This is a genomic window from Sphingopyxis sp. UBA6723 (genome assembly GCF_002454115.1).
In the GTDB taxonomy this organism is placed as follows: Bacteria; Pseudomonadota; Alphaproteobacteria; order Sphingomonadales; family Sphingomonadaceae; genus Sphingopyxis.
In genome coordinates, this window is sequence record NZ_DKIH01000009.1 from 382,820 (window position 1) to 407,019 (window position 24,200).

Annotated in this window: 15 protein-coding genes, 1 tRNA gene and 1 pseudogene; 13 read left to right on the forward strand and 4 right to left on the reverse strand. The window is 64.7% G+C overall.

Translation table 11 applies throughout. The features are described 5' to 3' along the window. Positions 1-1,566: TRCF domain-containing protein (locus tag B4F07_RS07915; RefSeq protein WP_293698448.1), on the forward strand; the 1,566-nt coding region annotated here is incomplete at its 5' end. A gap of 112 nt (positions 1,567-1,678) precedes the next feature. Here the strand turns inward: B4F07_RS07915 and B4F07_RS07920 are convergent. Further along, positions 1,679-2,878: a GGDEF domain-containing phosphodiesterase gene (locus B4F07_RS07920; RefSeq protein ID WP_293698450.1), complete on the reverse strand. Its 1,200-nt coding sequence runs from the start codon at positions 2,876-2,878 to the stop codon at positions 1,679-1,681. 59 nt (positions 2,879-2,937) lie between these two features. On the opposite strand from B4F07_RS07920, the pseudogene moaA reads away from it, so the two are divergent. The 3 genes and pseudogenes from moaA (at position 2,938) to B4F07_RS07935 (ending at position 4,900) form a co-directional block, all read left to right on the forward strand. Next, positions 2,938-3,965: pseudogene (gene moaA / locus B4F07_RS07925) on the forward strand (GTP 3',8-cyclase MoaA). Positions 3,966-3,993: 28 nt separating this feature from the next. Further along, the gene (locus B4F07_RS07930; RefSeq protein ID WP_293698456.1) at positions 3,994-4,764 is read left to right on the forward strand and encodes an NAD kinase; all 771 of its coding nucleotides are present in this window, start codon (positions 3,994-3,996) and stop codon (positions 4,762-4,764) included. A 61-nt stretch (positions 4,765-4,825) separates the two neighbouring features. Continuing rightward, positions 4,826-4,900: transfer RNA gene (locus tag B4F07_RS07935), tRNA-Asn, on the forward strand. A gap of 485 nt (positions 4,901-5,385) precedes the next feature. Here the strand turns inward: B4F07_RS07935 and B4F07_RS07940 are convergent. Next, positions 5,386-7,011: an N-acyl-D-amino-acid deacylase family protein gene (locus B4F07_RS07940; RefSeq protein ID WP_414711683.1), complete on the reverse strand. Its 1,626-nt coding sequence runs from the start codon at positions 7,009-7,011 to the stop codon at positions 5,386-5,388. A gap of 218 nt (positions 7,012-7,229) precedes the next feature. On the opposite strand from B4F07_RS07940, the gene B4F07_RS07945 reads away from it, so the two are divergent. The 7 genes from B4F07_RS07945 to dacB all read left to right on the forward strand — a co-directional run bounded on the left by B4F07_RS07945 (position 7,230) and on the right by dacB (position 15,574). After that, complete coding sequence (locus tag B4F07_RS07945) at positions 7,230-8,114, forward strand: LysR family transcriptional regulator (protein ID WP_293698459.1); 885 nt, start codon at positions 7,230-7,232, stop codon at positions 8,112-8,114. Positions 8,115-8,210: 96 nt separating this feature from the next. Then, the gene (gene dgcN, locus B4F07_RS07950; RefSeq protein WP_293698462.1) at positions 8,211-9,245 is read left to right on the forward strand and encodes an N-acetyltransferase DgcN; all 1,035 of its coding nucleotides are present in this window, start codon (positions 8,211-8,213) and stop codon (positions 9,243-9,245) included. A 10-nt stretch (positions 9,246-9,255) separates the two neighbouring features. Further along, entirely contained in the window at positions 9,256-10,248 is a 993-nt protein-coding gene (gene dgcA / locus B4F07_RS07955; RefSeq protein WP_293698465.1) for an N-acetyl-D-Glu racemase DgcA, read from the forward strand. A 22-nt stretch (positions 10,249-10,270) separates the two neighbouring features. Further along, positions 10,271-11,509 carry a dicarboxylate/amino acid:cation symporter gene (locus B4F07_RS07960; RefSeq protein WP_293698467.1) on the forward strand — a complete coding sequence of 413 codons (1,239 nt, stop codon included), beginning with the start codon at positions 10,271-10,273 and terminating at the stop codon, positions 11,507-11,509. Next, complete coding sequence (locus B4F07_RS07965; protein WP_293698470.1) at positions 11,506-13,086, forward strand: permease; 1,581 nt, start codon at positions 11,506-11,508, stop codon at positions 13,084-13,086. Before B4F07_RS07960 ends, B4F07_RS07965 begins: the two co-directional genes overlap by 4 nt. Continuing rightward, positions 13,083-14,096, forward strand: a complete 1,014-nt coding sequence (locus B4F07_RS07970; RefSeq protein ID WP_293698473.1) for a serine hydrolase domain-containing protein — start codon at positions 13,083-13,085, stop codon at positions 14,094-14,096. The genes B4F07_RS07965 and B4F07_RS07970 overlap by 4 nt, the downstream gene beginning before the upstream one ends. Next, a complete protein-coding gene (gene dacB, locus B4F07_RS07975) occupies positions 14,093-15,574 on the forward strand; it encodes a D-alanyl-D-alanine carboxypeptidase/D-alanyl-D-alanine endopeptidase (protein ID WP_293698475.1) in 1,482 nt (493 codons plus the stop codon). The genes B4F07_RS07970 and dacB overlap by 4 nt, the downstream gene beginning before the upstream one ends. Positions 15,575-15,720: 146 nt before the next feature. On the opposite strand, the gene B4F07_RS07980 is transcribed toward dacB, so the two are convergent. Then, a complete protein-coding gene (locus B4F07_RS07980) occupies positions 15,721-18,105 on the reverse strand; it encodes a penicillin acylase family protein (protein ID WP_293698478.1) in 2,385 nt (794 codons plus the stop codon). A gap of 419 nt (positions 18,106-18,524) precedes the next feature. On the opposite strand from B4F07_RS07980, the gene B4F07_RS07985 reads away from it, so the two are divergent. Beyond that, the gene (locus B4F07_RS07985; protein WP_293698481.1) at positions 18,525-21,554 is read left to right on the forward strand and encodes a TonB-dependent receptor plug domain-containing protein; all 3,030 of its coding nucleotides are present in this window, start codon (positions 18,525-18,527) and stop codon (positions 21,552-21,554) included. Between the two features lie 52 nt (positions 21,555-21,606). On the opposite strand, the gene kynU is transcribed toward B4F07_RS07985, so the two are convergent. Further along, the gene (gene kynU / locus B4F07_RS07990; protein WP_293698484.1) at positions 21,607-22,878 is read right to left on the reverse strand and encodes a kynureninase; all 1,272 of its coding nucleotides are present in this window, start codon (positions 22,876-22,878) and stop codon (positions 21,607-21,609) included. A gap of 157 nt (positions 22,879-23,035) precedes the next feature. Here kynU and B4F07_RS07995 point away from each other — a divergent pair, with 157 nt between their 5' ends. Next, positions 23,036-24,199, forward strand: coding sequence for an acyl-CoA dehydrogenase family protein (locus B4F07_RS07995; protein ID WP_293698487.1), 1,164 nt, complete (start codon positions 23,036-23,038; stop codon positions 24,197-24,199). Position 24,200: the final 1 nt, after the last annotated feature.

Genomic DNA, 24,200 nt, shown 5'->3' on the forward strand with positions numbered 1-24,200 from the left:
GTCGGCTTCGGCAAGACCGAGGTCGCGCTGCGCGCCGCGTTCGTCGCGGCGATGGCGGGGGTGCAGGTCGCGCTTGTCTGTCCGACCACCCTGCTCGCGCGCCAGCACTTCACCAATTTTGTCGAGCGTTTCAAAGGTTTCCCGGTCAACATCGGCCGGCTGTCGCGCCTTGTCCCTGCGGGCGAAGCGCAGAAAACGCGCGACGGGCTGGCGAGCGGCCACATCGACATCGTCGTCGGCACCCATGCGGTGATCGCCAAATCGGTCGAGTTCAAACAGCTCGGCCTCGTCATCGTCGACGAGGAACAGCGCTTCGGCGTCGTCCACAAGGAGCGGCTGAAGCAGCTCAAGGCCGACGTCCATGTCCTGACGCTGACCGCGACACCGATCCCGCGCACGCTGCAGATGGCGATGTCCGGCTTGCGCGAACTCAGCGTCATCCAGACGCCGCCGGTCGACCGTCTTGCGGTGCGCACCTATGTCGCGCCATGGGACGCAGTCGTCCTGCGCGAAGCCTTGCTGCGCGAGCATGACCGCGGCGGGCAGAGCTTCTTCGTGGTACCGCGGATCAAGGATCTGCCCGACATTGAGGAATTCCTGCGCAACCGTGTCCCCGAAATCAAATATGTCGTCGCGCACGGCCAGATGACCCCGACCGAGGTCGAGGACCGGATGAGCGCCTTTTACGACCGCAAATATGATGTGCTGCTGTCGACGACGATCGTCGAGTCTGGGCTCGACATTCCGAGCGCCAACACGCTGATCATCCACCGCGCCGACCGCTTTGGCCTCGCCCAGCTGTACCAGCTGCGCGGCCGCGTCGGGCGGGCCAAAACTCGCGCCTATGCCTATCTCACCACCCCCGAACATGGCGCGATCACCGACACCGCCGAAAAGCGGCTCAAGCTGCTTGGCGATCTCGATACGCTGGGTGCGGGGTTCCAGCTCGCGAGCCACGACCTCGACATTCGCGGCGCGGGCAATCTCGTCGGCGACGAGCAATCGGGGCATATCCGCGAGGTTGGCTTCGAACTGTATCAGTCGATGCTCGAAGAAGCGATCCTGATGGCCAAGGCCGAAGGCGCGGGCAAGCTGCCACCGCGTGAAGCCTTGTCACCGACGATCACCGTCGATGCGCCGATCCTGATCCCCGAGGATTATGTCCCCGACCTGCCGCTGCGCATGGCGCTCTACCGCCGCCTCAACGACGCCGCCGATCGGCCGGCGCTCGACGCCTTTGCCGCCGAGATGATCGACCGCTTTGGCCCGCTGCCGCCCGAGACCGCAAACCTGGTGCTGCTGATGGAGATCAAGGCGAACGCCCGCGCCGCGGGTATCGCAAAACTCGACGTCGGCGCCAAGGGCGCGCTGGTCAGCTTCCACAACGACCAGTTCGCCAACGTCCCCGGGCTGATCGCCTATGTCGAGCGGCTGAAAGGCCGCGCACGCCTGCGTCCCGACAACAAGCTGTCGGTCAGCGGCGATTGGGCCAGCACCGGGGCGCGGCTCAATGGCGCGCTGCAATTGTCGAAGGGGCTGGGGAAACTGGCACGGCAGGTGCCCTAAGCCCCTTTCCAACCACCTTTCGTCCGTTCGTGCTGAGCTTGTCGAAGCACTGTCCTTCCTTTCGACGCTGCAAAGAAAGGACGGCCCTTCGACAAGCTCAGGGCGAACGGCGTTAGATATTCAATAGATCGAGCAACTGATCCCCCGGCACCGGCCCCGACTTCAAAAACCCCTGCCAGGACGCGACCCCCAGCTCCGACAGGCGCGCCAGCTGGCGCTCATTCTCGATCCCCTCGGCAACGACCAGCAGCCCGAGCGCGCGCGCCAGATCAACAATCGCGCGCACCACAATGCGGTCGCGGTCGCTACCGTCGATGGTGCGGGTAAAGCCGCTGTCGATCTTGAGATAATCGATCGGCAGCCGCGCCAGCAGCGACAGGCTGGAATAGCCGGTGCCGAAATCGTCGATCGCAATCGCGCAGCCGAGCGCGCGGATCTGCGCCAGTTGCTCCGCCGCGCTCGCCGGATCGCTGAGCATCGCCTGTTCGGTCAGCTCCAGCGTCAACCGGTCGGGATCGACCTTGGCCGCCTTTGCCATCGCTGCGAACCGCCCCGCAAATTCGGGATCGCCCAGATCGGCCGCGGTGATGTTGAGCGACACGCGCAGCTTCGACAGCGCCCGTGGCCAACCGGCCATTTCGGCGAGCGCCACGCGGTGCGCATGTTCGGTGAGCTCGCATTCGAGCCGCGCCGCGCGCGCCGCGGTGACTAGCGGCCCGGCACCGAGCAGGCCCAGTTCGGGATGCTGCCAACGCAGCAGCGCCTCGACCCCGACCATTTCACCGGTGCCGACATCATATTGCGGCTGGTAATGGATCAGCACCTCGTCGCCCGACAGTGCCGCATTCACCATCACGCCATCGCGCGCCGACGCAGGACGCGACAGCTGGTCGCCCGCGCTGCGCAGTTGCTCGGCCACCGATTCGTCGCGCGTGATCAACGCCGCGGCGATGCGGATGGACAGCCGCCCGTTCGGATCGCCGACGATCGGTTCGGCCAGTGCAACATGCAGCGCGCGTTCCTGCGCGCGCAATGCCCCCAGCGACATCGGCGCCGACGGCACGATGAGGAAGCGCGGCCCATCCAGGCGATCGACGCACGACCCCTGCCCGAATTCGTCGCTGGCGAAATTTTCCAGCCGCCGCCCGATTTCGTCGAGCACCGCGTCGCCCGTCGCGGTCCCGGCGCTGCTGTTGATCCGCGCCATCTGGTCGATCTGGATCAGGATGACGCCGGCGTCGGCATCGTGGCGTGCGTGCAGGGCTTCGAGTTTTCGGACGCACGCAGACAGGGTTTCGGACAAGCGATTCATGGCATCTCCGTAGCAGGCTTTGCTTGCCAAGTTCCTGCCTTTTGCATCACAAGGCGCCTGTGGCTGCCACATTTTCCCAACCTGCCGCATCGACGGCGCCCTTGATCGACGGTCATGGTCGGCAAATCAGCTACTTGCGCCTGTCGGTCACCGACCGCTGTGACCTGCGCTGCCGCTATTGCATGGCCGAGGATATGGTTTTCCTGCCGAAATCGGCGGTGCTGAACATCGAGGAAATGGGTGACCTTGCCGAACGCTTCGTGGCGCGCGGCATTCGTCGCATCCGCCTGACCGGCGGCGAGNNGGGGGGGAGCCGCTGGTGCGGCGCGGCATCGATATGCTGGCGATGCGCCTGGGCGCGATGATCGGGCATGGCCTCGACGAACTTACCCTGACCACCAACGGCATGCGGCTGGCCGAATATGCCCCGATGCTGGCAACGGCTGGCGTCCGCCGCATCAATGTCAGTCTCGACACGCTCGACCCCGCCGCCTTTCGCCACATCACCCGCGTCGGCGATATCGATGTCGCGCTCGGCGGGATTGCCGCGGCGCGCGCGGCCGGGATCGCGGTCAAGATCAATATGGTGGCGCTCGCAGGCCTCAACGAGGACCAGCTGCTCCCCATGCTCAATTATTGCGCGGCGAGCGGCTGCGACCTGACGCTCATCGAAACGATGCCGCTCGGCGAGGTCGAATCCGACCGCAGCGACCATTATATCCCGCTCCATCATTTCATCGCGCCGCTGCGCGAGGCGCACGCGCTTTATCCGGTCGATAAGCGCACCGGCGGCCCGGCCCATTACTTCGCTATCGAGGACAGCCCGGTGACGCTGGGGCTGATCACGCCGCTGTCGGACAATTTCTGCGCGACGTGCAACCGCATCCGGCTGACCGTCGAGGGGCGCGTCTATATGTGCCTGGGGCAGGACGACCATGTCGACCTGCGCGCCGCCCTGCGCGGCGCGGGCGACGTAGATGGGTTGATTGATCTGGCATTGGCTGGCAAACCCCGCGCGCATGACTTTCATATCGAACGAAAGTCCACACCGGCGGTCGCGCGTCATATGAGTGCAACGGGTGGCTGAAAGCGGCCGCGAGGGGAACCGGACCAATATGCATCGCAAGATCGCGCTTGTCGCATCGAACGCGCCCGCCGCCATGGAGGCCGAAGCCGAGCTGCGTCCGCTTTATGACTTTGTCGATCTGAACGAAGCCGATCTGCTGATCGCGCTCGGCGGCGACGGCTTCCTGCTCCACATGCTGCACCAGCTGCTCGACCAGCGGCGCAGTATGCCGGTGTTCGGGATGAACCGCGGCACCATCGGCTTTCTGATGAACGAGTTTCGCATCGAGGGACTGATCGACCGGCTCGCCGCCGCGCGGCCATTCCTGATCCATCCCTTGAGCGGCGACATCACAACGATCAGCGGCGAGCGCCATATTCTGCCCGCGATCAACGAGATTTCGCTGCTCCGCGAAACCCGCCAGGCGGCGAAGCTCGAAGTGATCATCAACGAAAAGACGATGCTGGAGGAACTGTCTTGCGACGGGGTGCTGGTGGCGACCCCGGCGGGATCGACGGCCTATAACCTCAGCGCCAACGGCCCGATCCTGCCGCTCGAATCCGAAATGCTGGCGCTGACGCCAATCAGCCCCTTTCGCCCCCGCCGGTGGCGCGGCGCGCTCGTCCCCGAATCGACGAGCATCCGCTTCAACGTCCGCGAGGCGGCAAAACGCCCGGTCAGCGCGGTCGCCGACCAACGCGAAATCCGCGATGTAAAGACCGTGCTGGTCACCACCGACCGCAGCCGCCCGCTGACTTTGCTGTTCGATCCCGACCAAGGGCTCGACGAACGCATCGCAATGGAACAATTTATCGTTTGAGGCCTTGCAAAATGCCGCAAGCGACGGCAAAGGGGCCGCCTTGTCCGCGACGGCGGCGTGTTCCTCGGTAGCTCAGCGGTAGAGCAATCGACTGTTAATCGATCGGTCGTAGGTTCGAATCCTACCCGGGGAGCCAGCACTTTCAAAAGTGCAGTTTTTTCTTTCAGAAATTTTTCAGAGAAGTTTGACCTTCGTTCAGGACGGATGGCTATCGCCATTTGCGGTCGATAGTTGCCACAATGATCATAATAACGGCAGTAGGCATTGGCACAGCGCTTCGACGCTATCTGCTCTGCCAAGGAATTGCCCGTAGAGCGGTTCGGGCAGAAGAACCTACTTTGGCAACTGTAGAGCAAAGCGCTTTAGGGTCGGCGCAGGTTCGCCGCAGTGGTCGTGGATAAGCGCTCCATTGAGACCGGGTCCGACTTGGCGTAGGATACAAGCGAGCGAACTCGCTTTTTAGCCGCCTTGATCGCTGGCGGCCGGAAGTAAACTGATTGATTCGACGATTCGATCATACCGTTCCGCCTCAAGGGAATGTCACGTGACCGACATCTCCATATTCCGCAATCAGTTGGCAGCGCTGCCGTAGCCCGATGCTCGGCGAACCGCGTGGCACCGCTATGGGCAGCCCGGCGGTCGGGGCCGCAGCAGCGCGCGACCTGCCGAAACTCCCGTTGCGCGCCCGTTATCCAGCGCCAGCGCACCGTTGACGAACAGGCTCTGGACGCCGGCGCTGAGTTCGCGCGGGCGCACATAATCGGCGCGCGGCGCAAAGGCGGCGGGGTTGAAGACGACCACATCCGCGAAATACCCCGAACGCAAATAGCCGCGCCGGTCGAGCTTGTAGATGTCGGCGGTGCGGCCGGTCGATTGGCGGATGAAGGTCGTCAGGCTGATGACCTTGCGTTCGCGAACGTAGCGGACATATTTTTCGGGGAAGCTGGCGAACATACGCGGGTGGCCATCCGATCCGTCGGACGAGGTGACCATCCACGGCTGCTGCATCAGCAGGTCGACGTCCGCCTGCGCCATGTTGAACGAGGCGACCGCGGTGCCGCCCCCTTTCTCCCCGCGGATCTTCGCCTCGACGCTCTGGCGAATGATCCGCAGCGCCGCGTCGCGGCTGTCCAGTTTCCACTCGGCTGCGACCTGCTCCAGCGTCTGGCCGGTCCACGGAAACCCCTGCCCGATCAGCAGCAGCGCGCTCGCGCCGCCGCGGCGTCGCAGATTGTCCTGCATTTCAGCGCGGATCCGCGCCAGCGTTGTGGGATCATCCAGCCGCTTCAGCAACGCCGCGCCGCCGCCATCGACAGCCCAGCGCGGCAGCAGCGATGCGTCGAGGTTCGAACCCGACGCCAGCCACGGATATTGATCGGCAGTGACTTCGACCCCCGCGGCCCGTGCCGCTTCGATCGCGGCGATCACCGCGCCCGCTTGGCCATGGACATCGACACCGAGAGCCTTCAGATGGGCGAAATGAACGGGCATTCCCGCGTGCTTGCCGATATCGATCGCTTCTTTCACCGACCCGAGCAAGCCGATGCTGTAGCTTGATTCATCGCGCTGGTGGGTGTCGTATAGGCCGCCGCGGATCGCCGCCTCGCGCGCGACGGCCACGACTTCGCCGGTGGTCGCGAAACTTTGCGGCGCATAGAAAAGTCCGGCGGACAGCCCGACCGCGCCTTCGCACATGCCCTTGGCCACCAACGCTTTCATCGCATCCAGTTCGGCGACCGTCGGCGCGCGGGCATCCGGACCCAGAACCCGCTGGCGCACCGGTCCGAACCCGACAAAGGGAACGATATTGGTCCCGATCCCCGACGCCGCGAGCTTGCCGCTGTCCGCCGCAACATCGGGGGTGCCATTGCCATCGACCCCGATCATCACCGTGCTGACCCCTTGGTACAACCACGCCGCGTTGATGCGCACCGCCGGGTCGGGCGAACGGAGGAAGCTGTCGGCATGGGTGTGCGGATCGATGAAACCGGGGGCGACAATCATCCCCTTTGCGTCGATGATCCGGCTTGCTGAATAGCTGCCGGAGCGACCAACATGAACAATGCGGTCGCCGCGGATCGCCACGTCGCCGGCGAACGGCTTGCCCTCGCCGCCGTCATAGATCGTCCCGCCGCGAATGATCACATCGACCACCTCGCTTGCCTGCGCCGCGGCGCCAGCAGCGCCGAGCAGCGCGGCGGCCCCCACCATCGCTCCGCCCGCAATCGCACCGATCGTCCGGCGCATGAAAAACGAAGTATGGGGCATCAGCGTAGTCCTTTCAGGAGAACGAGGGAGAGCCGCTTTGGCGACACGGCGCCATCTGGCGTTTACCGACGATCAGCATGGGTCCAACCGGCAGTTCGCGTCCAGAGAGGGGTGTTGCAGCGCCTATAACCCAATGGCATAAGACGGCAAATGTGGCTTTTTGCCGCCTTATCACCAGCACTTGGGGCAAAGATCGAATGAACCTGCGCCAGATCGAGATTTTCCACGCGGTTTTCCTGCATGGCACAGTCAGCGCCGCAGCGCGCTCGCTCAATGTATCGCAACCGTCGGTGACCAAGGTGCTGCGCCACGCCGAACGTTCGATCGGGCTGACCCTGTTCGAACGAGCGAAGGGGCGGCTGATCCCGACGCAGGACGCGCACACGCTGTTCGCCGAAGTGTCCGACATTCAGGATCGGGTGCGCTCGTTGCGCCAGGCGTGTCAGAATTTGCGCCATGGGCGCGGCGGCTTGCTGCGTATTTCGGCGTTGCCATCGCTCGGCCTGGGCGCCATCCCCGCGGCGGTGGCGCGCTTTATGGGCGATCATGAGGATATCATGTTCGATCTGCAGACGCTCCACCATGACGAGATGGTGCGCAAACTTTATGAGCGCGAGACCGACATCGCGATCAGTTTTGAAGTGCCGCTGTCGGCCCCCGTCGCGCATCAGGTGATCGGCGAGGGCGAGCTGGTGGTGATTTACCGCGAAGAGGACATGCCCGCCGCGCCGCCGCGCTTGCACCTCGACCAGCTGCGCGGGCAGAAGTTCATCAGCCCGGTGCAGGGCGGCCCGATCGGCCGGATGCTGTCGAGCGAACTCAGCCGTCTGGAGGTCGAGCTGGACGAAGTGGTGTCGGCGCGCACCTATTATGTCGCCGCCGCGCTGGTCAACGCCGGGGTCGGCATGGCGATCGTCGACAATTTTACCGCCCATGCCGAATTGTCGCCCGGACTGGCAAGCCGCCCCCTGCAACCCGCGATCACCTTCGACATTAACGCGGTCTATTTGCAGAATCGCCCGCCGTCGAAAACGGCGTCGGCGTTTCTGGACGAGCTTGCTACGGTGATCGAAGGATTATAGCATCAGGCTATAGGATATGAGGCGCAGGATATTGGGGCATCAGGACGGGTGGAGCTAGTATTGGCCCCTTCATCGTCCCGCAGGTTGCTTTGAGCCATGATCGACACGCCCTATCTTCTCTACCTCGGCCATTCCAGCGATCCCGCCGACATCAAGACTTCGCGCGGGCTTGCAGTGTTTCGCCCCGACATCTGCGTCGGCGAATATCGCCACGATGGTTGTCCGCTGACGCTAGACCTGCCGCGCATGGATTTCGCCGCAGCGCGCACAGCGGGAGCCCGCACTCTGGTGCTGGGTATTGCCAATGCGGGCGGCAAGCTGGGCGAGGATCTGGTTGTCGACGCGCTGGCCGCAATGGAGGCGGGGCTCGATATTGCATCGGGGCTGCACCACCGGTTGAATGCCGAACCGCGACTGGTCGAGGCCGCGGCGCGTCTAGGCCGAAAACTGCACGATGTGCGCGACCCGCGGCCGGACATCCCGATCGGCAACGGCAAAAAGCGCGCGGGCAATCGGCTGCTGACCGTCGGCACCGATTGTTCGGTGGGCAAAATGTACACGACCCTCTGCCTCACCAGCGCGCTAGAACAGCGCGGTGTTGCCGCAAATTTCCGCGCCACCGGACAGACCGGCATTCTGATCGCGGGCGACGGCGTCCCGCTCGACGCCGTGGTCGCCGACTTCATCTCGGGCGCGATCGAACAGATTTCGCCGGCGCGCAGCGACGATGGCTGGGATCTGATCGAAGGACAGGGCTCGCTTTACCACCCATCGTTCGCCGGGGTGTCGACGGGGCTGCTGCACGGCGCGCAGCCCGACGCGCTCGTCCTCTGCCACGATCCGGTGCGCCCGCATATGCGCGGCCTGCCGCATTATCCGCTGCCCGGCATCGCCGAAACGCTGGAGGCGAACGTCCGTGTCGCGCAGCTGACCAACGCCGATGTGCAGGTGGTCGGGATCGCGCTCAACACCTCGGCGATGGCCGCGGATGATGCGCGCGCGCTCTGCGCCGCCACCGCAGCCGAGTTCGGCCTGCCGACCAGCGACCCCTATCGCTTCGGGGTCGAGGCGATCCTCGACCGGCTGCTGGGCGTGACCGCCCCTTCGCCTGCCGTTGCCGCAACTGCCTGACCCGACCGCCATGCCCCGCACCCTGACCGTCTTTGCCGAGACGTTTAAACTGCATGCGCCTTTTCGCATCTCGCGCGGGGTCAAGACCGCGGCCGAGGTCGTCACCGTAACGATCGGCCAGGACGGCCTGACCGGACGCGGCGAAGGTGTCCCTTATCCGCGTTATGGGGAGAGCGTCGAAAGCGCGGTCGCGGCGATCGAAAGCCTGCGCGGTGCGATCGAGCAAGGGCTGGACCGGCAGGCGCTGCTCCAGCTGATGCCCGCCAGCGCCGCGCGAAACGCGATCGACTGCGCGCTGTGGGATCTCGAGCTGCGGCTGGCGGGCAGCGATCTGGCGGCGGCGCTTGATCTCGATCGCCCGCTGCGCCCGATCGTGACCGCGATGACGATCAGCCTCGATACGCCGAGCAATATGGCCGCCGCCGCCGCGGCGCTCGCCGACGCACCTTTGCTGAAGGTGAAGGTCGATCGCAACGATCCCGCCGCGCTGCTGGCTGCCGTCCGGGCTGCGGCGCCGAGCCCTAAAATGATCGTCGATCCCAACGAAAGCTGGACAATCGCCGAGGTGCGCGACCTGCAAGGGCTGATGACCGATTTGCGGGTCGACCTGCTCGAACAGCCGCTGCCCGCCGACGCCGACAGCGATCTCGCCGGGTTCCGCTCCGCGATCCCGATCGCCGCTGATGAAGCGGTGCATGTCGCCGCCGATCTCGATACGCTGCCCGACGGCTACGGCGTTGTGAATATCAAGCTCGACAAGTCGGGCGGCCTGACCGCGGGTCTCGATCTGGCGACCGCGGCGCGCGCGCGCGGGCTGGACGTTATGACCGGTTGCATGATCTGTTCCTCACTTTCGATCGCCCCGGCCTGGGCGATTGCCGCGAACAGCAGCTTTGCGGACCTTGACGGACCGCTCTGGCTTGCCGAGGATCGCGCCGGGGGGGTCCGCGGCGCCAACGGCCTGCTGTCGCCGCCGCAGCCCGGCTTCTGGGGCGGGATTTGATACGAACGGGACAACAAGGCCGATGACAGGGTTTCTTCGCGGCTGGTTTGCGGTACCGCTGTGGCAGCGGGTGTTGGGGGCGATGGTCATCGGCGTTGCGCTGGGGCTGCTCTGGCCCGCCGCAGCGTCAGCGCTGGCGATTATTGGCGAATTGTTCGTCCGCCTGATCCGGATGCTGGTGGTGCCGATCGTGTTTATCAGCATCGCGTCGGGGGTCACCGCGCTCGCCGATCCACGCAAGCTGGGATCTGTCGGGGCGCGTACCGTCGGCCTCTTCGCCTTCACGACCTTCTGCGCCGTATCCATCGGCATCCTTGTCGGCCTATTGATCGAACCAGGCCAGGGCGCCGCGCTGGGCAGCGCCGCGCCGCACGCGCTCGGCGAGCCCAAGTCGCTCCACGACCAGCTGGTCGGCATCGTACCGATTAACATCGTCCAGGCGCTTGTCGATGGCGACATGCTGGCGATCATCTTTTTTTCGATCCTGCTCGGCTTCGGCGTCATCCTGGCGGGCGAACAGGGCCGCCCGATGGCCGACCTGCTGCAATCGGCGGGACAGGTGCTGTTCCACCTGGTTCGCATCGTGATGGAAATAACCCCGTTTGGCGTCCTTGCGCTGATTGCCAAGGCGGTCGCCGACAATGGCGTCGCGGTGTTTGCCAACATCGGTTGGCTGGCGATTGCGGTCGCGATGGGGGTGGTCCTCCAAATTCTGCTGGTTCATGTGCCGCTGCTTGCCTTTGTCGTGCGTCGGTCGGTGCTGCGCTTCTATCGCACGATCGTCGACGCGCTGGCTGTCGCCTTTTCGACCGCGTCGTCGGCGGCGACGCTGCCCGTCGCGCTGCGCATCGCGCTCGATGATCTGCACATCGCCCCCGGGGTTGCCAAGACCGTGCTGCCGATCGGCGCCAGCATCGGCAAGGATGGCACCGCGATGTATGTCGGGCTGCTCAGCATCTTCGCGCTCCAGGCCGTAGGGATCGAACCCGACCTGTCGATGCTCGCGATCGTCCTGCTCACTGGCGCGCTCGCCGCCTTTGGCACCGCGCCGATCCCGTCGGCGTCGCTGTTCATGCTCGCCGCCGTGCTGTCGGCGGTCGGGGTGACTCCCGAACAGACAGCGCTGGTAGTCGGCTTTGTCCTGCCCTTCGACCGCCTGCTCGACATGACCCGCACGGTGGCGAGCGCCAGCGCGAACCTCACGGTAACCAGCGTCGTCGGGCGCTGGGAACAGGCGAGCGCGCCCGAGGCTGGCAAGTGACCGCAGCGGTCTCGAATGGCGACGTCTCGGCCGTGGCGTTCGCGCGCGATCATGAGGCCAGGTCGGCGCAGCGACGCGCCCGCATCCTCTATCTGATGCTCGGCTTTTCCGCCGGACTGCCCTTTTACATGTTTTCGACCGTGCTGGCGGTGCGCCTGACCGATCATGGCGTTGCGCTGGCGATCATCGGCTTTTTCGCCTGGGTCCAGTTGTTGCCGACGTTCAAATTCCTGTGGGCGCCCTTGCTCGACCGCTATGCGGTACCAGGGTTTGCGCGCTTCTGGGGGAAAAGGCGCAGCTGGATCATGCTGTCGCAGCTTGGCATCGTCACCGCGATGCTCGCGATGGCGTTCACGTCGGCCGACGACAGTCTGGCGCTCACCGCCCTGTTTGCCGTGCTGCTCGCTTTTTGGACGACGACGTTGGAGGTCGCGGCTGACGCGTGGCGGGTCGAGCTTGGCCCGACGCCCGAGTTGCAGGGACCCCTCGCCGCGGCAAATCTGTGGGGTTATCGCACCGCGATGGTCGCGGCAGGCAGTGGCGCCTTACTGTTCGCGGACGTTGGCGGCAGCATTGCGCCGACCCTGCAATCGCTGGGCATCGCACCCGGTTGGACCGCCGCCTATCTGTTGATCGCAGTCGGCGCGTTCGTGCCACTGCCGATCCTCGCGGCGCTGCCGCCCGAACGACCCGGCGCGGGTGGTCGCTCTGCTGCGTTGGCCGGCGGACTGGCGACGAGCGCGGTGATCCTGCTCGCGCTGGCGGCCCTGGTCGCGGCGGTCGGCTGGCTCTTGCTCGGTGCCGCCGCGGGCCTTGGCATCAGCGCCAAGACGAATGTAACACCCTGGGTGCTTGGCATCGCCATGCTGCCGTTTCTGGCGATGGCCGCGATGCTGCCGCGCATCCGGGGCGCCGCGCCCGATTCGTCGCTGCGCGCGTCGGCGGCGATCGGCCCCTATGTCGATTTCTTCTGGCGCTACGGCGGCTACGCCATCGCGTTGATGGCCTTTGTCTCGGTCTATCGCATGGGCGACGTGCTGGCGCTCAACCTGTCGAAGCCGATGATCCTCGGGCTCGGCTACACCAAGACCGAGATCGGCTGGGCCGACGGGGTCGTGGCACTGGCGGCTAGCATTGTCGGCGTCGGGCTGGGCGGATGGATGACAACCCGCTGGCGGTTTGGCATCACCCTGACGATCGGGGCATTGTTCGCCGCGTTCGGCAATTTCGGTTTCGTCTGGCTCGCGTACCAGCCGCACGATCAGACCCTGCTCTATATCGCGACCGCCGCTGATCAGTTCGGGAACGGCATGGCGGGCGCCATTTTTGTCGTTTACCTGTCGATGCTGGTGAACCCGCGCTATCCCGGCGCACAATATGCGTTTCTGTCGGGCTTTGCTTTCCTTTTGCCGCGACTGCTGGCGGGGGCGGGTGGCACCGTGGTTGGGCAACTCGATAACGCGGGATATAATGGCTTCGACCTTTTCTTTCTGGCTTCCGGCGTGATCAGTCTGGCGGCAATCCTGTTCCTGCCGCTGATCACGCGGGCGCAGCCCCGCGCGGACGACCGGCCATGATCGACGCCGCCTTTGCGCCGGTCGCGGCAGCGGTCGAGGGCGGGCGGATTCCCGGCGCGGCGCTCGGGATGGTCAGCACCAATGGGCAAAGCGCGGTGCGTTATGCCGGGGCGGCTGCGCTCGTTCCTGAGCGCGAAACGCTGACCCGCGATCACTGGTTCGACCTCGCCTCGCTCAGCAAGGTCATCGCGACCACGACGATGATTCTCAAGCTTGCGGAACAGGGGCGTCTTGATCTCGACCGGCCGCTGACCGATGCGATCCCGGATCTGCGCCAATATGACGTCGCCGACGCAGCCGAGCGCCGCCTGACCTTTCGCGACTGCCTGATGCACCGCAGCTTCCTGCCGGCGGTCGAGCCGCTCTATACCTATGGCGACGATCCGGGGCGGCTGCGCGCGTTTGTGCTACAACGCGAATGGCGTCACGGGCCGCCCGTTTATTCGGACATCAATTTCATCCTGCTGGGCATCGCGATCGAGCGGCTGACCGGCGCGCCGCTTTCTGATTGGCCGCTCGGCGACGGGCTCAGTTTCGGCCCGCCCCCCGGCCCTGCGGTGGCCACCGAACATTGCCAATGGCGCGGGAGGGTCCTGAAGGGCGAGGTGCATGACGAAAACGCCTATGCGCTCGGCGGCGCGCCGGGCCATGCCGGACTGTTCGGCACCGTAGATGGGGTGCTGGGCTTTGCCCGCGCTATGCTCGACGGCTCGCTGCTGTCGCCCACGATGCTCGCCGAGGTGCGCACCGCGGACAAGAGCCATCGCAGCTGCGGCTGGGAACGCGCCTTTGCGGGGTGGCACGGCGGCGACGCCTGCTCGCCCGACACCATCGGCCATACCGGCTTCACCGGCACCGGCCTCTGGATCGATTTCGAGCGCGGCCTTGGCTGGGCGCTTTTAACTAACCGGGTCCATCCGACCCGCCATTTCGACAGCGGCATCGCCGCGCTACGCCCCGCCGTTGGCGAACAGCTTATTGCCGCATGGGATGCTCAGGAGAAAAAATGAAAATCGCGCTCAAACCCCTAGCTCCGGTGCTGGCCCTGGCGCTGCTGATCGCCCCAGTCCACGCCCGCACGCCCGCCGTTGCGGCGCCCCCGCCGCTGCTCACCACGGTAGAACAGACGCTGGCGGCCGCCCCGGCCGGGTCGCGGTTCGGCCTACTGGTGACGACGCTCGAGGGCGAAGTGCTGTTGTCGATCGACCCCGACCAGCGCTTCATCCCGGCGTCGAACACCAAGATGTTCACGACCGCGATCGGCTATGCGCAGCTGCCTTTGCTTCAGCAGACCGCCAAAGGCACCGGCGTCCGGCTCGAAACCGGTACGGGCGGCACCACCGACGTGGTGCTCCACGGCCGCGGCGATCCTTTGCTGTCGAGCGCCGACGACTGCAAGACTGACTGCCTGCAAACGCTCGCCGACGCGGTGGCGGCAAAGACCCGCGTGGTCCGCAACATCGTCGGCGACGATAGCTGGTTGCCCGACGAGCGCTGGAGCCCGGGGATGAGCTGGAACAATATCGTCTCGCGCTATGGCACCGGCAATTCGGCGCTGACCCTCGACGATAACGAGCTGGTGGTGAAGCTGGCGCCCGGCGCGGTAGGCGCCGCGCCGACGATCCAATCCTCCGGCTATTACAGCGTCGACAATCAGGTCGTCACCGTAGCGGGCAAGGAGGACAAGATCGAGGCCGATCGCGTGCCGAATAGCCGCGTTCTGCGCCTGACCGGCACCGTCGGCGCCGAAGTCGCGCCGCTGACCTTGCGCTATGGCATCGACGATCCGGCGCATTATGCCGCGTGGCGGCTCGGCGAATTGCTGAAGGCGCGCGGCGTTCGCGTCGATGGCGCGATCGAGGTCCGCCACCGCGCGCTGACCGCCGCGGATGACCCGGAGAACCGCAAGGGCGCCCCCGCAACCCTGCCCACCGAACCCGCGATGCTCGCCGAGCTGCTCGCGCCGCCGCTCGCCGAAAATATGGTGCGGATCAACAAGGAGAGCCAGAATCTCCATAGCGAATTGATGCTGCGCCGCGTCGCGCGGCAGGTGGGCAGCGGTTCGATCGCCGACGGTCGGGAGGCGGTGCGACAGCTGATGACGCAGGCCGGAGTGCCCGAAACCAGCTACGACTTTTCGGACGGGTCGGGCATGTCGAGCTACAACCGGATGAGCCCGCGCGCCGCGGTCGGCCTGCTCAGCTGGATCGCGCGCCAGCCGTGGGGCATGGCTTGGCGCGATACGCTGCCGATCGCGGGACGCGATGGCACGTTGCAGAGCCGCTTCAAGGGCACGATCCTCGAAGGCAAATTGTTCGCCAAGACCGGGTCGCTCAACGCCTCGCGCGCGCTTTCGGGGTATCTCACGACAAAGAGTGGCAAGACGCTGATCTTCTCGGTGCTGGCCAATGACATGCCCGAGGGAACCGACAGTCAGGCGACGGCGGCGGTCGATCGCGCGCTGGTGGCGATTGCTGAGGCACTATAACCGCAAGGGCTTAGCTTGATCCGTTCGTGTCGAGCGGAGTCGAGACACCTATCGGAACGGCGCTGGTTTCGAGGGGCATCTCGACTTCGCTCGATGCGAACGGGAGAGGGTGTGGGTTGAAACGATGCGCTCCGCCCGCGACGCCATCAACCCTTGGCAGGCGCCAACACCAGCCGTTCCACCGCATGGCGATCGATCGCCGCCTTGCTGAACCACAACGGCTGCATGTCGCCCGCCAGCCATTTGGGGTAAAAGTCACGGTAGCGCGGCGAGCGCGGATCGGCGGACTGGCCGGGCAGGAGCAGAAAGCGGCTGTTGTCCCATGCCCCGACGTCGGCGACGAACAAATAGCTCGCGCCATGCGACACGTTGAATCCGCGCCGCGAATTGAAACCACGCGCCATCGGCGTGGTGCCATCGCCGCCAGACCGGCCGCCCTCGATCTTCGGGAAAGCTGCCGCAATCGCGGCGTTCGATGACGCCAGAGGATGCGCAATCGTTACCTTGTGCAGATTGCCCCATTGCCATTTTGCCGGATCGGCGCCGCCCAGCTCGACGGCCTTGGTCCACCCCGCCACCAACGCGCCGTCGATTAGCGCATCGCGCTCCGCCGCAGGGTCATCGCCCAGCCGTTTGTCGGGCGCGCCCAAGATGCGCAGCATTTCCGACAGGTTGACCGTCGGGATCAAATCCTTGGCCGCTGCGGGGACCACCCGGTCGCGAAAATTTGCCGACAGTGCCACCATCACCATTTCGAACAGCAGCGCCGCCGCGCTATCCGCATCGATCCCGCAATCCCAACGCCGCAACATGGCCGCCGCGGGCGCTGCCTCAGCCGACAGCGTCGTCGGAAGCAGCTTCAGCAGCGCCCGCGCGGGCAGCGACTGGACGTCGTGCTGCAACGCGATGCTGTCCGCGATCCGGTGTTTCGGCTGGCTCCGCAGCACCTCCGCGCAGCGATCATAGCGATAGGGATCACTCCAGTTGAAGCTGATGACCCGCTCGCGATAGGGATAATCCGTCGGCAGGTTCATCTGGTTCGCCGAAGCAAACCAGCCTTCGGGCGGGTTATAGACGTGCGGCATATCCTCGACCGGCAACAGGCCGGTCCAGTCATAATCGCCATCGCCCGGCGCGGGAAACAGCCCATCATGTCTGGGTCGGCGCGGGGTAAAACCGATCGTCTGCCAGCCGGTATTGCCGTCGATGTCGGCATAGTGAAAATTGGTCGGCGACACATGCAGCTTGAACGCCTGTCGCAGCGATGCCCAGTCCTTGGAGAGGTTAATCGCGATCATCGCAAAGCGCGAATTCGCTCCCGGCAACATGCTGACGGTAGCAAAGGCGACCGCACGCTGGCGCGCCGCATCCTGCGACACGATCGGACGGCCCCCAGCATAACGCAGCGTCACGCGCTCGGGTGGTGCGCCCTTGACGGCGATCTCGTCCTCGAACGTCTCGAAAGCTTTCCACTCGCCCTTATGCCAATATCGGCCCGGGTCACCATCCCTGGTGCGCAGGATGAACAGGTCAGTCTGGTCGATATGAAAATTGGTGCGGCCAAAGGCGAAACGATCGGTGTGGCCCTGCATGATGCCAGGCAGCCCCGGGGCGCCCGCGCCAATGACATCAAGCCCCGGCGCCGTCAGATGGATCATGTGGCGCGGGTTGGCGCCGCCGATGCCCAGATGCGGATCATTGGCGAGGATCGGCCGTCCGGTGGCGCTGCGCGATGGCGAGATGGTCCACGCATTGCTGCCCAGCGCGAAGCGGTCGCCCTCCGGCTCGGGGTCGAGCGGCACCCCTTGTATCGCGTCGAACGGGACGGGCCGGTTCGCGGGGTCCAACACGCCCAGATCCGCCTCGCTTACCGCCGCAACGTCGAGTCCTTGGGGGATCGTGAACGACCATGCCGGACGCAGCGGTGCCAGCAGCTGTTCGGCGTCGAGCAGCCCGCGCGACTGCAACTGCGCGCGGCGTACCTCATCATCGGCGTCGCCCATACCGATACCGCGGCGGCGCACCAGATCGAGGATATCCCAGCGCAGCGGGCTGATCCCCAATATGCCATATTCCAGCGGCAGCTGCGCCGGATCGGCCGCCAGTTCGTCGATCCGGGCGTTGACCCCGGCGACATACCCGCGCGCGCATTCCAGCACATCGGGCGGCAGCGCCGCCAGCTCGGCGTCGATGTCGCCGCGATAATGAAAAAGCCGCGCCGCTTTGTCCGCCGCCACAAAGCGGGGGCCAAAAGCCTCCGCCATGCGGCCCATGTCGCGGCGATAGTCGATGTCCATTTGGAACAGACGGTCGCGCGCGACCAGATAGCCCTGCCCAAAGAAAGCATCGTGGCGCGACGCGGCGCGCACATGCGGCACCCCCAGCGCGTCCTCGATCACCTCAATCGGCGCGCGCGCACCGGACAATTTTGTCGTGCGCGTACCGCCCTTGACCCGGGGTTTTGCAAGAAGGCTGCCCGGCATCGCGACAAGCGCGGCAGAAGCCAGCAGGAACGCGCGGCGCTGGATCAACAGAAATTCCCCGATACCTTAAACAGCCAAGAACAATAGGAGTATCGCAGCCTGGCGGCACCAGCCCATAGCAAGCGGGCTGCCTCCTATAACTGCAAGCTATCCGCACCCGCGACGGGCGCGGCGATGCCATGCCCTGCGGCTATAGGTCCATATCGTCAGGATCAACGCGAAGCGGTTGACCGCGGATGACCACCCTGTAACCTTCCCGTCACGGAACCGGCTGTCCGCGCGCCGCAGGCGCAGCGATGGTCGGAGCCGTAAAGGTCGAAAGCCATAAATCATAAAAGGGCGACCCAATGAGGTCGCCAAACGGTCAGGGCGGACAGAGTGGGGGCGAGCCAGCCCGGTGCATCGGCACCGGGAACCACATCGAACGATGTGCGGCGCGCACTTGGACAATAAAGGGGACGTTTAACATGCGCTATCTTGAACGAAATCGCCGGTCGCTGGGCCGCAACAGCAGCTTCGGTGTGGCAATGACGGCCTTGGCGCTCGTTCACAGCGCCCCGGCGCTGGCCCAAGAGGAATCCACCGTCGCTCAGGCGACCGAAGCGGACCCCGGCGATCAGATTATCGTCACCGGTTCACGCGTTGCCCGCGACGGATTTCAGGCGCCGACCCCGCTGACGGTACTGACCGAAACTGAGATCGAAAGCAGTTCACCGTCGAACAACATCGCCGATTTCGTCAACACGCTGCCGTCGCTGGCGGGTTCGACCCGTCCGTCCAACTCGCGTCTCAACATTTCCAGCGGTCAAGCCGGCATCAACGCGCTCAACCTTCGCAACCTGGGCGCGGAACGCACGCTCATCTTGGTCAACGGAAAACGTTCGGTGGGTTCGACGATCACCGGGCTGGTCGATATCAACACGATCCCTCAGGCCCTGATTTCCAGCGTCGAGGTGGTTACCGGCGGCGCCTCGGCAGCTTATGGTTCGGACGCGGTTGCGGGCGTCGTGAACTTTGTCCTCAACAACAAATATGAAGGGCTGAAGGTCGAAGCCGACAGCGGCATTACCCAATATGGCGACGGCTTCAACTATTCGGCCAGCGTTGCCGCCGGGATGGCCTTTGCCGGCGGGCGCGGCCATGTGCTGCTCAGCGGCGAGATCGCCCATCGCGACGGTATCTTTGACGTCAACAGGGATTGGAACGCCACCGGCTTTGTCCGCATCACGAACCCGAACTATACCGCGTCGAACGGGCAACCGCAGTTCCTGATCCGTCGTCAGGTCGGGGCGGCGAACTCGGCGCCCGGCAGCCTCATCACCGGTTCGGCCGGCACCACTGCAAACAGTTTGCGCGGGCTTTATTTCACCAATGGCGGCGCAATCAACCAGTTCATCTATGGGCCGCTGACTTTCCCGTCGCCGACGGGCTCCTCCCCGCCGACGCTGACCCAAGGCGGATCATGGCAGGTTAATGATTCGGGTCGCCGCATCGGCCTCGACCCGGAAGATGACCGCTATGGTGTTTTTGGCCGCGTCAGCTTTGAAGTCACCGACGGCATCGAGCTGTTCGCCGAAGCCGCGTATAACCAGCAGAAGGTAAGGTTCAATGCCGGCCCGAACCTGCAAACCGGCATCCTGCTTAACGCAACGGGCTGTACCCAGACGCCGGTGCCGATCACCTGCAATGCGTTCCTGCTCAACGCGCTGGGCGCGGACCGGCTGCAGGGGATCACTAGCGTAACCATCGCCACGACATCGGCCGATCTGCCGGGCCGCGGTATCGATAACAAGCGGAAGGTACAGCGTTACCTAGTCGGTGCGCAGGGCGAATTCGAGGCGTTCGGCAATGCCGCGCGCTGGGATATATTTGGTCAGTATAGCCGCGCTGAATTGCGCGAGCAGCTGCGCGATATTCAGAATATCGCGCGTATCAACGCCGCGCGCGACGCCGCCTTTGCCCCCGCGGGCAGCGGCTTTCCGGCCGGATCGATCCAGTGCTTGATCAACGTCGATGCCAACCCGAATAACAATGACGCCGCGTGTGTTCCGCTCAACCGTCTCGGCCTTGGCGTCGCCGACCCGGCGGCGATCGATTATGTGCTGGGCGATCCGTATCGCGACCAGGTGATCGAACAGACCGTGGTCGGTGCCAACTTCTCGGCCACCCCGTTCGCAACCTGGGCAGGCGATGTCAGCATCGCGATCGGCGCCGAATATCGCAAAGAAGAGGTCAAGGGATTCGTCCCCGACGAGTTCCAGCCGGTCCCGATCCGCGATGCGAACGGCAACGTTACCGGCGCGACTAATCGCTGGTCGGTCGGCAACTACCTGCCCAGCTTCGGGTCGTATGACGTCAAGGAGGCCTATCTCGAAACCGTTGTTCCGCTTGGCTTCGGTCTGGAGTTCAATGGCGCGGTGCGTGCGACCGACTATTCGACCGCGGGTTATGTCACGACCTGGAAAGTCGGCGCGACCTGGCAGCCGATCGACGATATCCGCCTGCGCGTCACACGCTCGCGCGACATCCGCGCGCCCAACCTCAACGATCTGTTCCAAGCCGGCACCGCCAACAGCGATTCGGTGAGCAACCCCGGCTTTGTTAACGGCACCAGTCCGTCCTTCGTACCGCCGGGTCTACCAGCGCAGTCGGGCTACGCCTATTCGGGGTTTGCCACCGGAAACACGGATCTCGGCCCGGAAAAGTCCAACCAATGGAACATCGGCGGTGTGTTCACGCCGACCTTCCTTCCCGGCTTCAACCTTGCGGTCGATTATTTCAACATCAAGGTGAATAGCGGGATCAGCGCTTTTAGTGCGCAGCAGATCGTCAATTTGTGCTTCCTGGGCGAGCAGGCGTTCTGCGACGCCATCACCACCGACCCGGCGCGTACACAGGAACCGGCGCGGCCGTACCTGATCATCGAGACACGGCCGTTCAACGCCGCGAGCCAGAAAGTTCGGGGTATCGACATCGATGCGTCCTATCGCCTGCCGGTTGGCAATGCTGGCGCATTCACGCTTCGCGGGCTCGCCACCCGCTATCTGGAGAACCGGTTCGACAGCGGTGTACCGGGTACGGTCGTAGTGGACTCGACCGGGGTCAACGGCGGTCAGTCGAGTACGCCGAAATGGATCTACCGCGTCAGCGCGTCTTATGATGCCGATGATTTCGGCTTAACGGTGACCGGTCGCGGCGTGAGCGCGGGCAAATATGTCGCCAACGGCATCGAATGCACAACGGGCTGCCCCACGTCCAACGTCAACGCGCCGACCTATGAAAGCAACAGCATCAAGGGTGCGTTTTACGTCGATCTCAACGTGACGCAAAAATTCTCCGCTGGCGGCGATGCGCGCGGCGAGTTCTTCATCAACGTGACGAACCTGCTCAACGCTGACCCGATCCTGCTGCCCGAAACCGGTCTGGCGGCCAACAGCACCTATTCGGACCTGCTTGGCCGTGCCTTCCGCGTGGGCGTGCGGTTCAAACTGAAGTAATTCAAAGCGGGTGGGGGAAAAGGGAGGGCCAAAGCGGCTCTCCCTTTTTTCGTCAGGTGACCGCGTCGCGCACCTGATGTTCGGGCAATTTCCACAAACCGCCGTCCATGATCGTGACCAATCGATCGACCGCATCCCAGACATCGGCATAGCCGACATACAGCGGCGTAAAGCCGAAGCGAACCGTGTCGGGCGCGCGGAAATCGCCGATTACGCCGGCGGCGATCAGGGCGCGCATGATCGGATAGCCCTCGTCATGCGCGAATGACACCTGACTGCCGCGTGCCGCCGCCGCGCGCGGCGACACGAGCGTAAAGCCATGAGCGGCGCAACGCTGTTCGACCAGCTGGATAAACAGGTCGGTCAGCGCCATCGACTTGGCCCGGATCGCCGCCATGTCGGCCTGCAAATGAATATCGAGCCCGGTTTCGACGAGCGCCATGGACAGGATCGGCTGCGTGCCAACCAGAAACTGGCGCAGCCCCGGTTGCGGCCGATAATTTGGTTCAAAGGCAAAAGGTGCGGCATGGCCCCACCACCCCGTGACCGGCTGCAACGCCCTGCCTTGATGCCGCGTTGCGGCGAACAGAAAGGCGGGCGAGCCTGGACCGCCGTTCAGATATTTATAGGTGCAACCGACCGCAAAATCGGCGCCCGCACCATTCAAATCAACCGGCATCGCCCCGGCGCTGTGACACAAATCCCAGATCGCCAGCGCGCCCGCCGCGTGGGCGCGCGCGGTGATCGCCGCCATGTCGTGGACATGCCCACTCTTGTAATGGACATGCGTAATCGCGACGGCGACGGTGTTTTCATCGATCGCGGCTGCAATCTCGTCTTTCTCGAACAGGCACACGGTCACCCGCCCGCCGGTCGCCGCGGCGACGCCCTCGGCGATATAATTGTTGGTCGGGAAATTGCTGCCTTCGAGGATCAGCACACCACGATCGGGCCGCATCGCGACCGCCGCCGACAAAATCTTGAACAGATTCTGACTGGTCGAATCGCAGACGATGACCTCGCCCGCGTTAGCGCCAATCAGCGGCGCCAGCTTGTCGCCCAGCCGTTCGGGCAAATCGAACCAGCCGGCGCTGTTCCAGCTCTTGATCAGGTCGGTGCCCCATTCTTGGGCCACAACCGCCTGCGCCCGCGCGGCTGCCGCCTTGGGCATCGCTCCGAGCGAATTGCCATCGAGATAGATCATCCCCTTGGGCAACACGAACTGGTCGCGCATCGGCGCCAACGCATCGGCACGGTCCATCGCCTCGCACCAGGCGCGGTCGGGTGTTGCGGGAATCGCTATCGAGGCAGCATCAAGCGTCATGGAAGCATATCACCTTTGTTCGGGCTCTTGCACCGGCGGGGTTGCCATAACCCTATCGCCTGCCCGGTTGGAAGTCGCGACGCACTACCGATTCATCTTGGCGCACCGCCGCGTGCCGTCCTAAGGCTCATCGGACGATAAGGGAGACCCCGAGCCAATGTCCGATACCCCGCCACAAAGCTATCCCGAAATCCGAGAGGCGGTGCGCCGGCTATGCGCCGGATTTCCGGGCGAGTATTGGCAAAGGCTGGACCGCGACCGCATCTATCCCACCGAATTTGTCCGCACCCTGACCGAAGCGGGTTTCCTGTCGGTGCTGATCCCCGAAGAATTTGGCGGGTCGGAGTTGGGTCTTGGCGCGGCGACCGCAGTGCTGGAGGAAATCCACCGTTCGGGCTGCAACGGCGGCGCTTGCCATGCGCAGATGTATACGATGGGGACACTGCTGAAGCACGGCTCGGCGGCGCAGAAGGCGGCCTATCTTCCCGACATCGCGCGCGGAGACCTGCGCTTGCAAGCGTTCGGGGTAACCGAGCCGACCGCGGGCACTGACACCACCCGCATCCGCACCTTCGCCAAGCGGGTTGGCGATGATTATGTCGTCAACGGGCAGAAAATCTGGATCAGCCGCGCCGAACATTCGGACCTGATGATCCTGCTGTGCCGCACCACCCCACGCGAAGAATGCGCCAAAGCATCCGACGGAATGAGCGTGCTGCTGGTCGACATGCGCGAGGCGGTCGGAAACGGGCTGACGATCCGCCCCGTGCGCACGATGCTAAACCATGCGACGACCGAGCTGTTCTTCGACGACCTCAAAGTCCCTGCCGCCAATCTGGTCGGCGAGGAGGGTCAGGGTTTTCGCTATATCCTGTCAGGCATGAACGCCGAACGCATCCTGATCGCCGCCGAATGTATCGGCGACGGCCGCTTCTTCATCGACCGCGCCACCGCCTATGCCAAGGAGCGCGAGGTGTTCGGGCGGGCGATCGGCGAAAATCAGGGGGTACAGTTCCCGATCGCGCGCGCCTATGTCCAGCTCGCCGCCGCGGCGGAGATGGTCGACAAGGCGGCGCGGCTGTTCGACGCGGGACAGGACGGCGGGACCGAGGCGAATATGGCCAAGATGCTGGCGTCGGAGGCGAGCTGGTACGCCGCCGACATGTGCGTGCAAACGCATGGCGGGTTCGGCTTTGCCGAGGAATATGACATCGAGCGCAAGTTCCGCGAGACGCGGCTGTATCAAGTCGCGCCGATCAGCACCAATTTGATCCTGAGCCATGTCGCGACCCACGCGCTTGGCTTGCCCAAAAGCTTCTGAG

Coding starts and splice junctions, on each gene's coding strand:
- B4F07_RS07995 (WP_293698487.1), top strand. CDS start 23,036: ATGTCCGATACCCCGCCACAAAGCTATCCCGAAATCCGAGAGGCGGTG.
- dgcN (WP_293698462.1), top strand. CDS start 8,211: ATGATCGACACGCCCTATCTTCTCTACCTCGGCCATTCCAGCGATCCC.
- B4F07_RS07940 (WP_414711683.1), bottom strand. CDS start 7,011: ATGCGCCGGACGATCGGTGCGATTGCGGGCGGAGCGATGGTGGGGGCC.
- B4F07_RS07985 (WP_293698481.1), top strand. CDS start 18,525: ATGCGCTATCTTGAACGAAATCGCCGGTCGCTGGGCCGCAACAGCAGC.
- B4F07_RS07945 (WP_293698459.1), top strand. CDS start 7,230: ATGAACCTGCGCCAGATCGAGATTTTCCACGCGGTTTTCCTGCATGGC.
- B4F07_RS07920 (WP_293698450.1), bottom strand. CDS start 2,878: ATGAATCGCTTGTCCGAAACCCTGTCTGCGTGCGTCCGAAAACTCGAA.
- dacB (WP_293698475.1), top strand. CDS start 14,093: ATGAAAATCGCGCTCAAACCCCTAGCTCCGGTGCTGGCCCTGGCGCTG.
- kynU (WP_293698484.1), bottom strand. CDS start 22,878: ATGACGCTTGATGCTGCCTCGATAGCGATTCCCGCAACACCCGACCGC.
- dgcA (WP_293698465.1), top strand. CDS start 9,256: ATGCCCCGCACCCTGACCGTCTTTGCCGAGACGTTTAAACTGCATGCG.
- B4F07_RS07970 (WP_293698473.1), top strand. CDS start 13,083: ATGATCGACGCCGCCTTTGCGCCGGTCGCGGCAGCGGTCGAGGGCGGG.
- B4F07_RS07930 (WP_293698456.1), top strand. CDS start 3,994: ATGCATCGCAAGATCGCGCTTGTCGCATCGAACGCGCCCGCCGCCATG.
- B4F07_RS07960 (WP_293698467.1), top strand. CDS start 10,271: ATGACAGGGTTTCTTCGCGGCTGGTTTGCGGTACCGCTGTGGCAGCGG.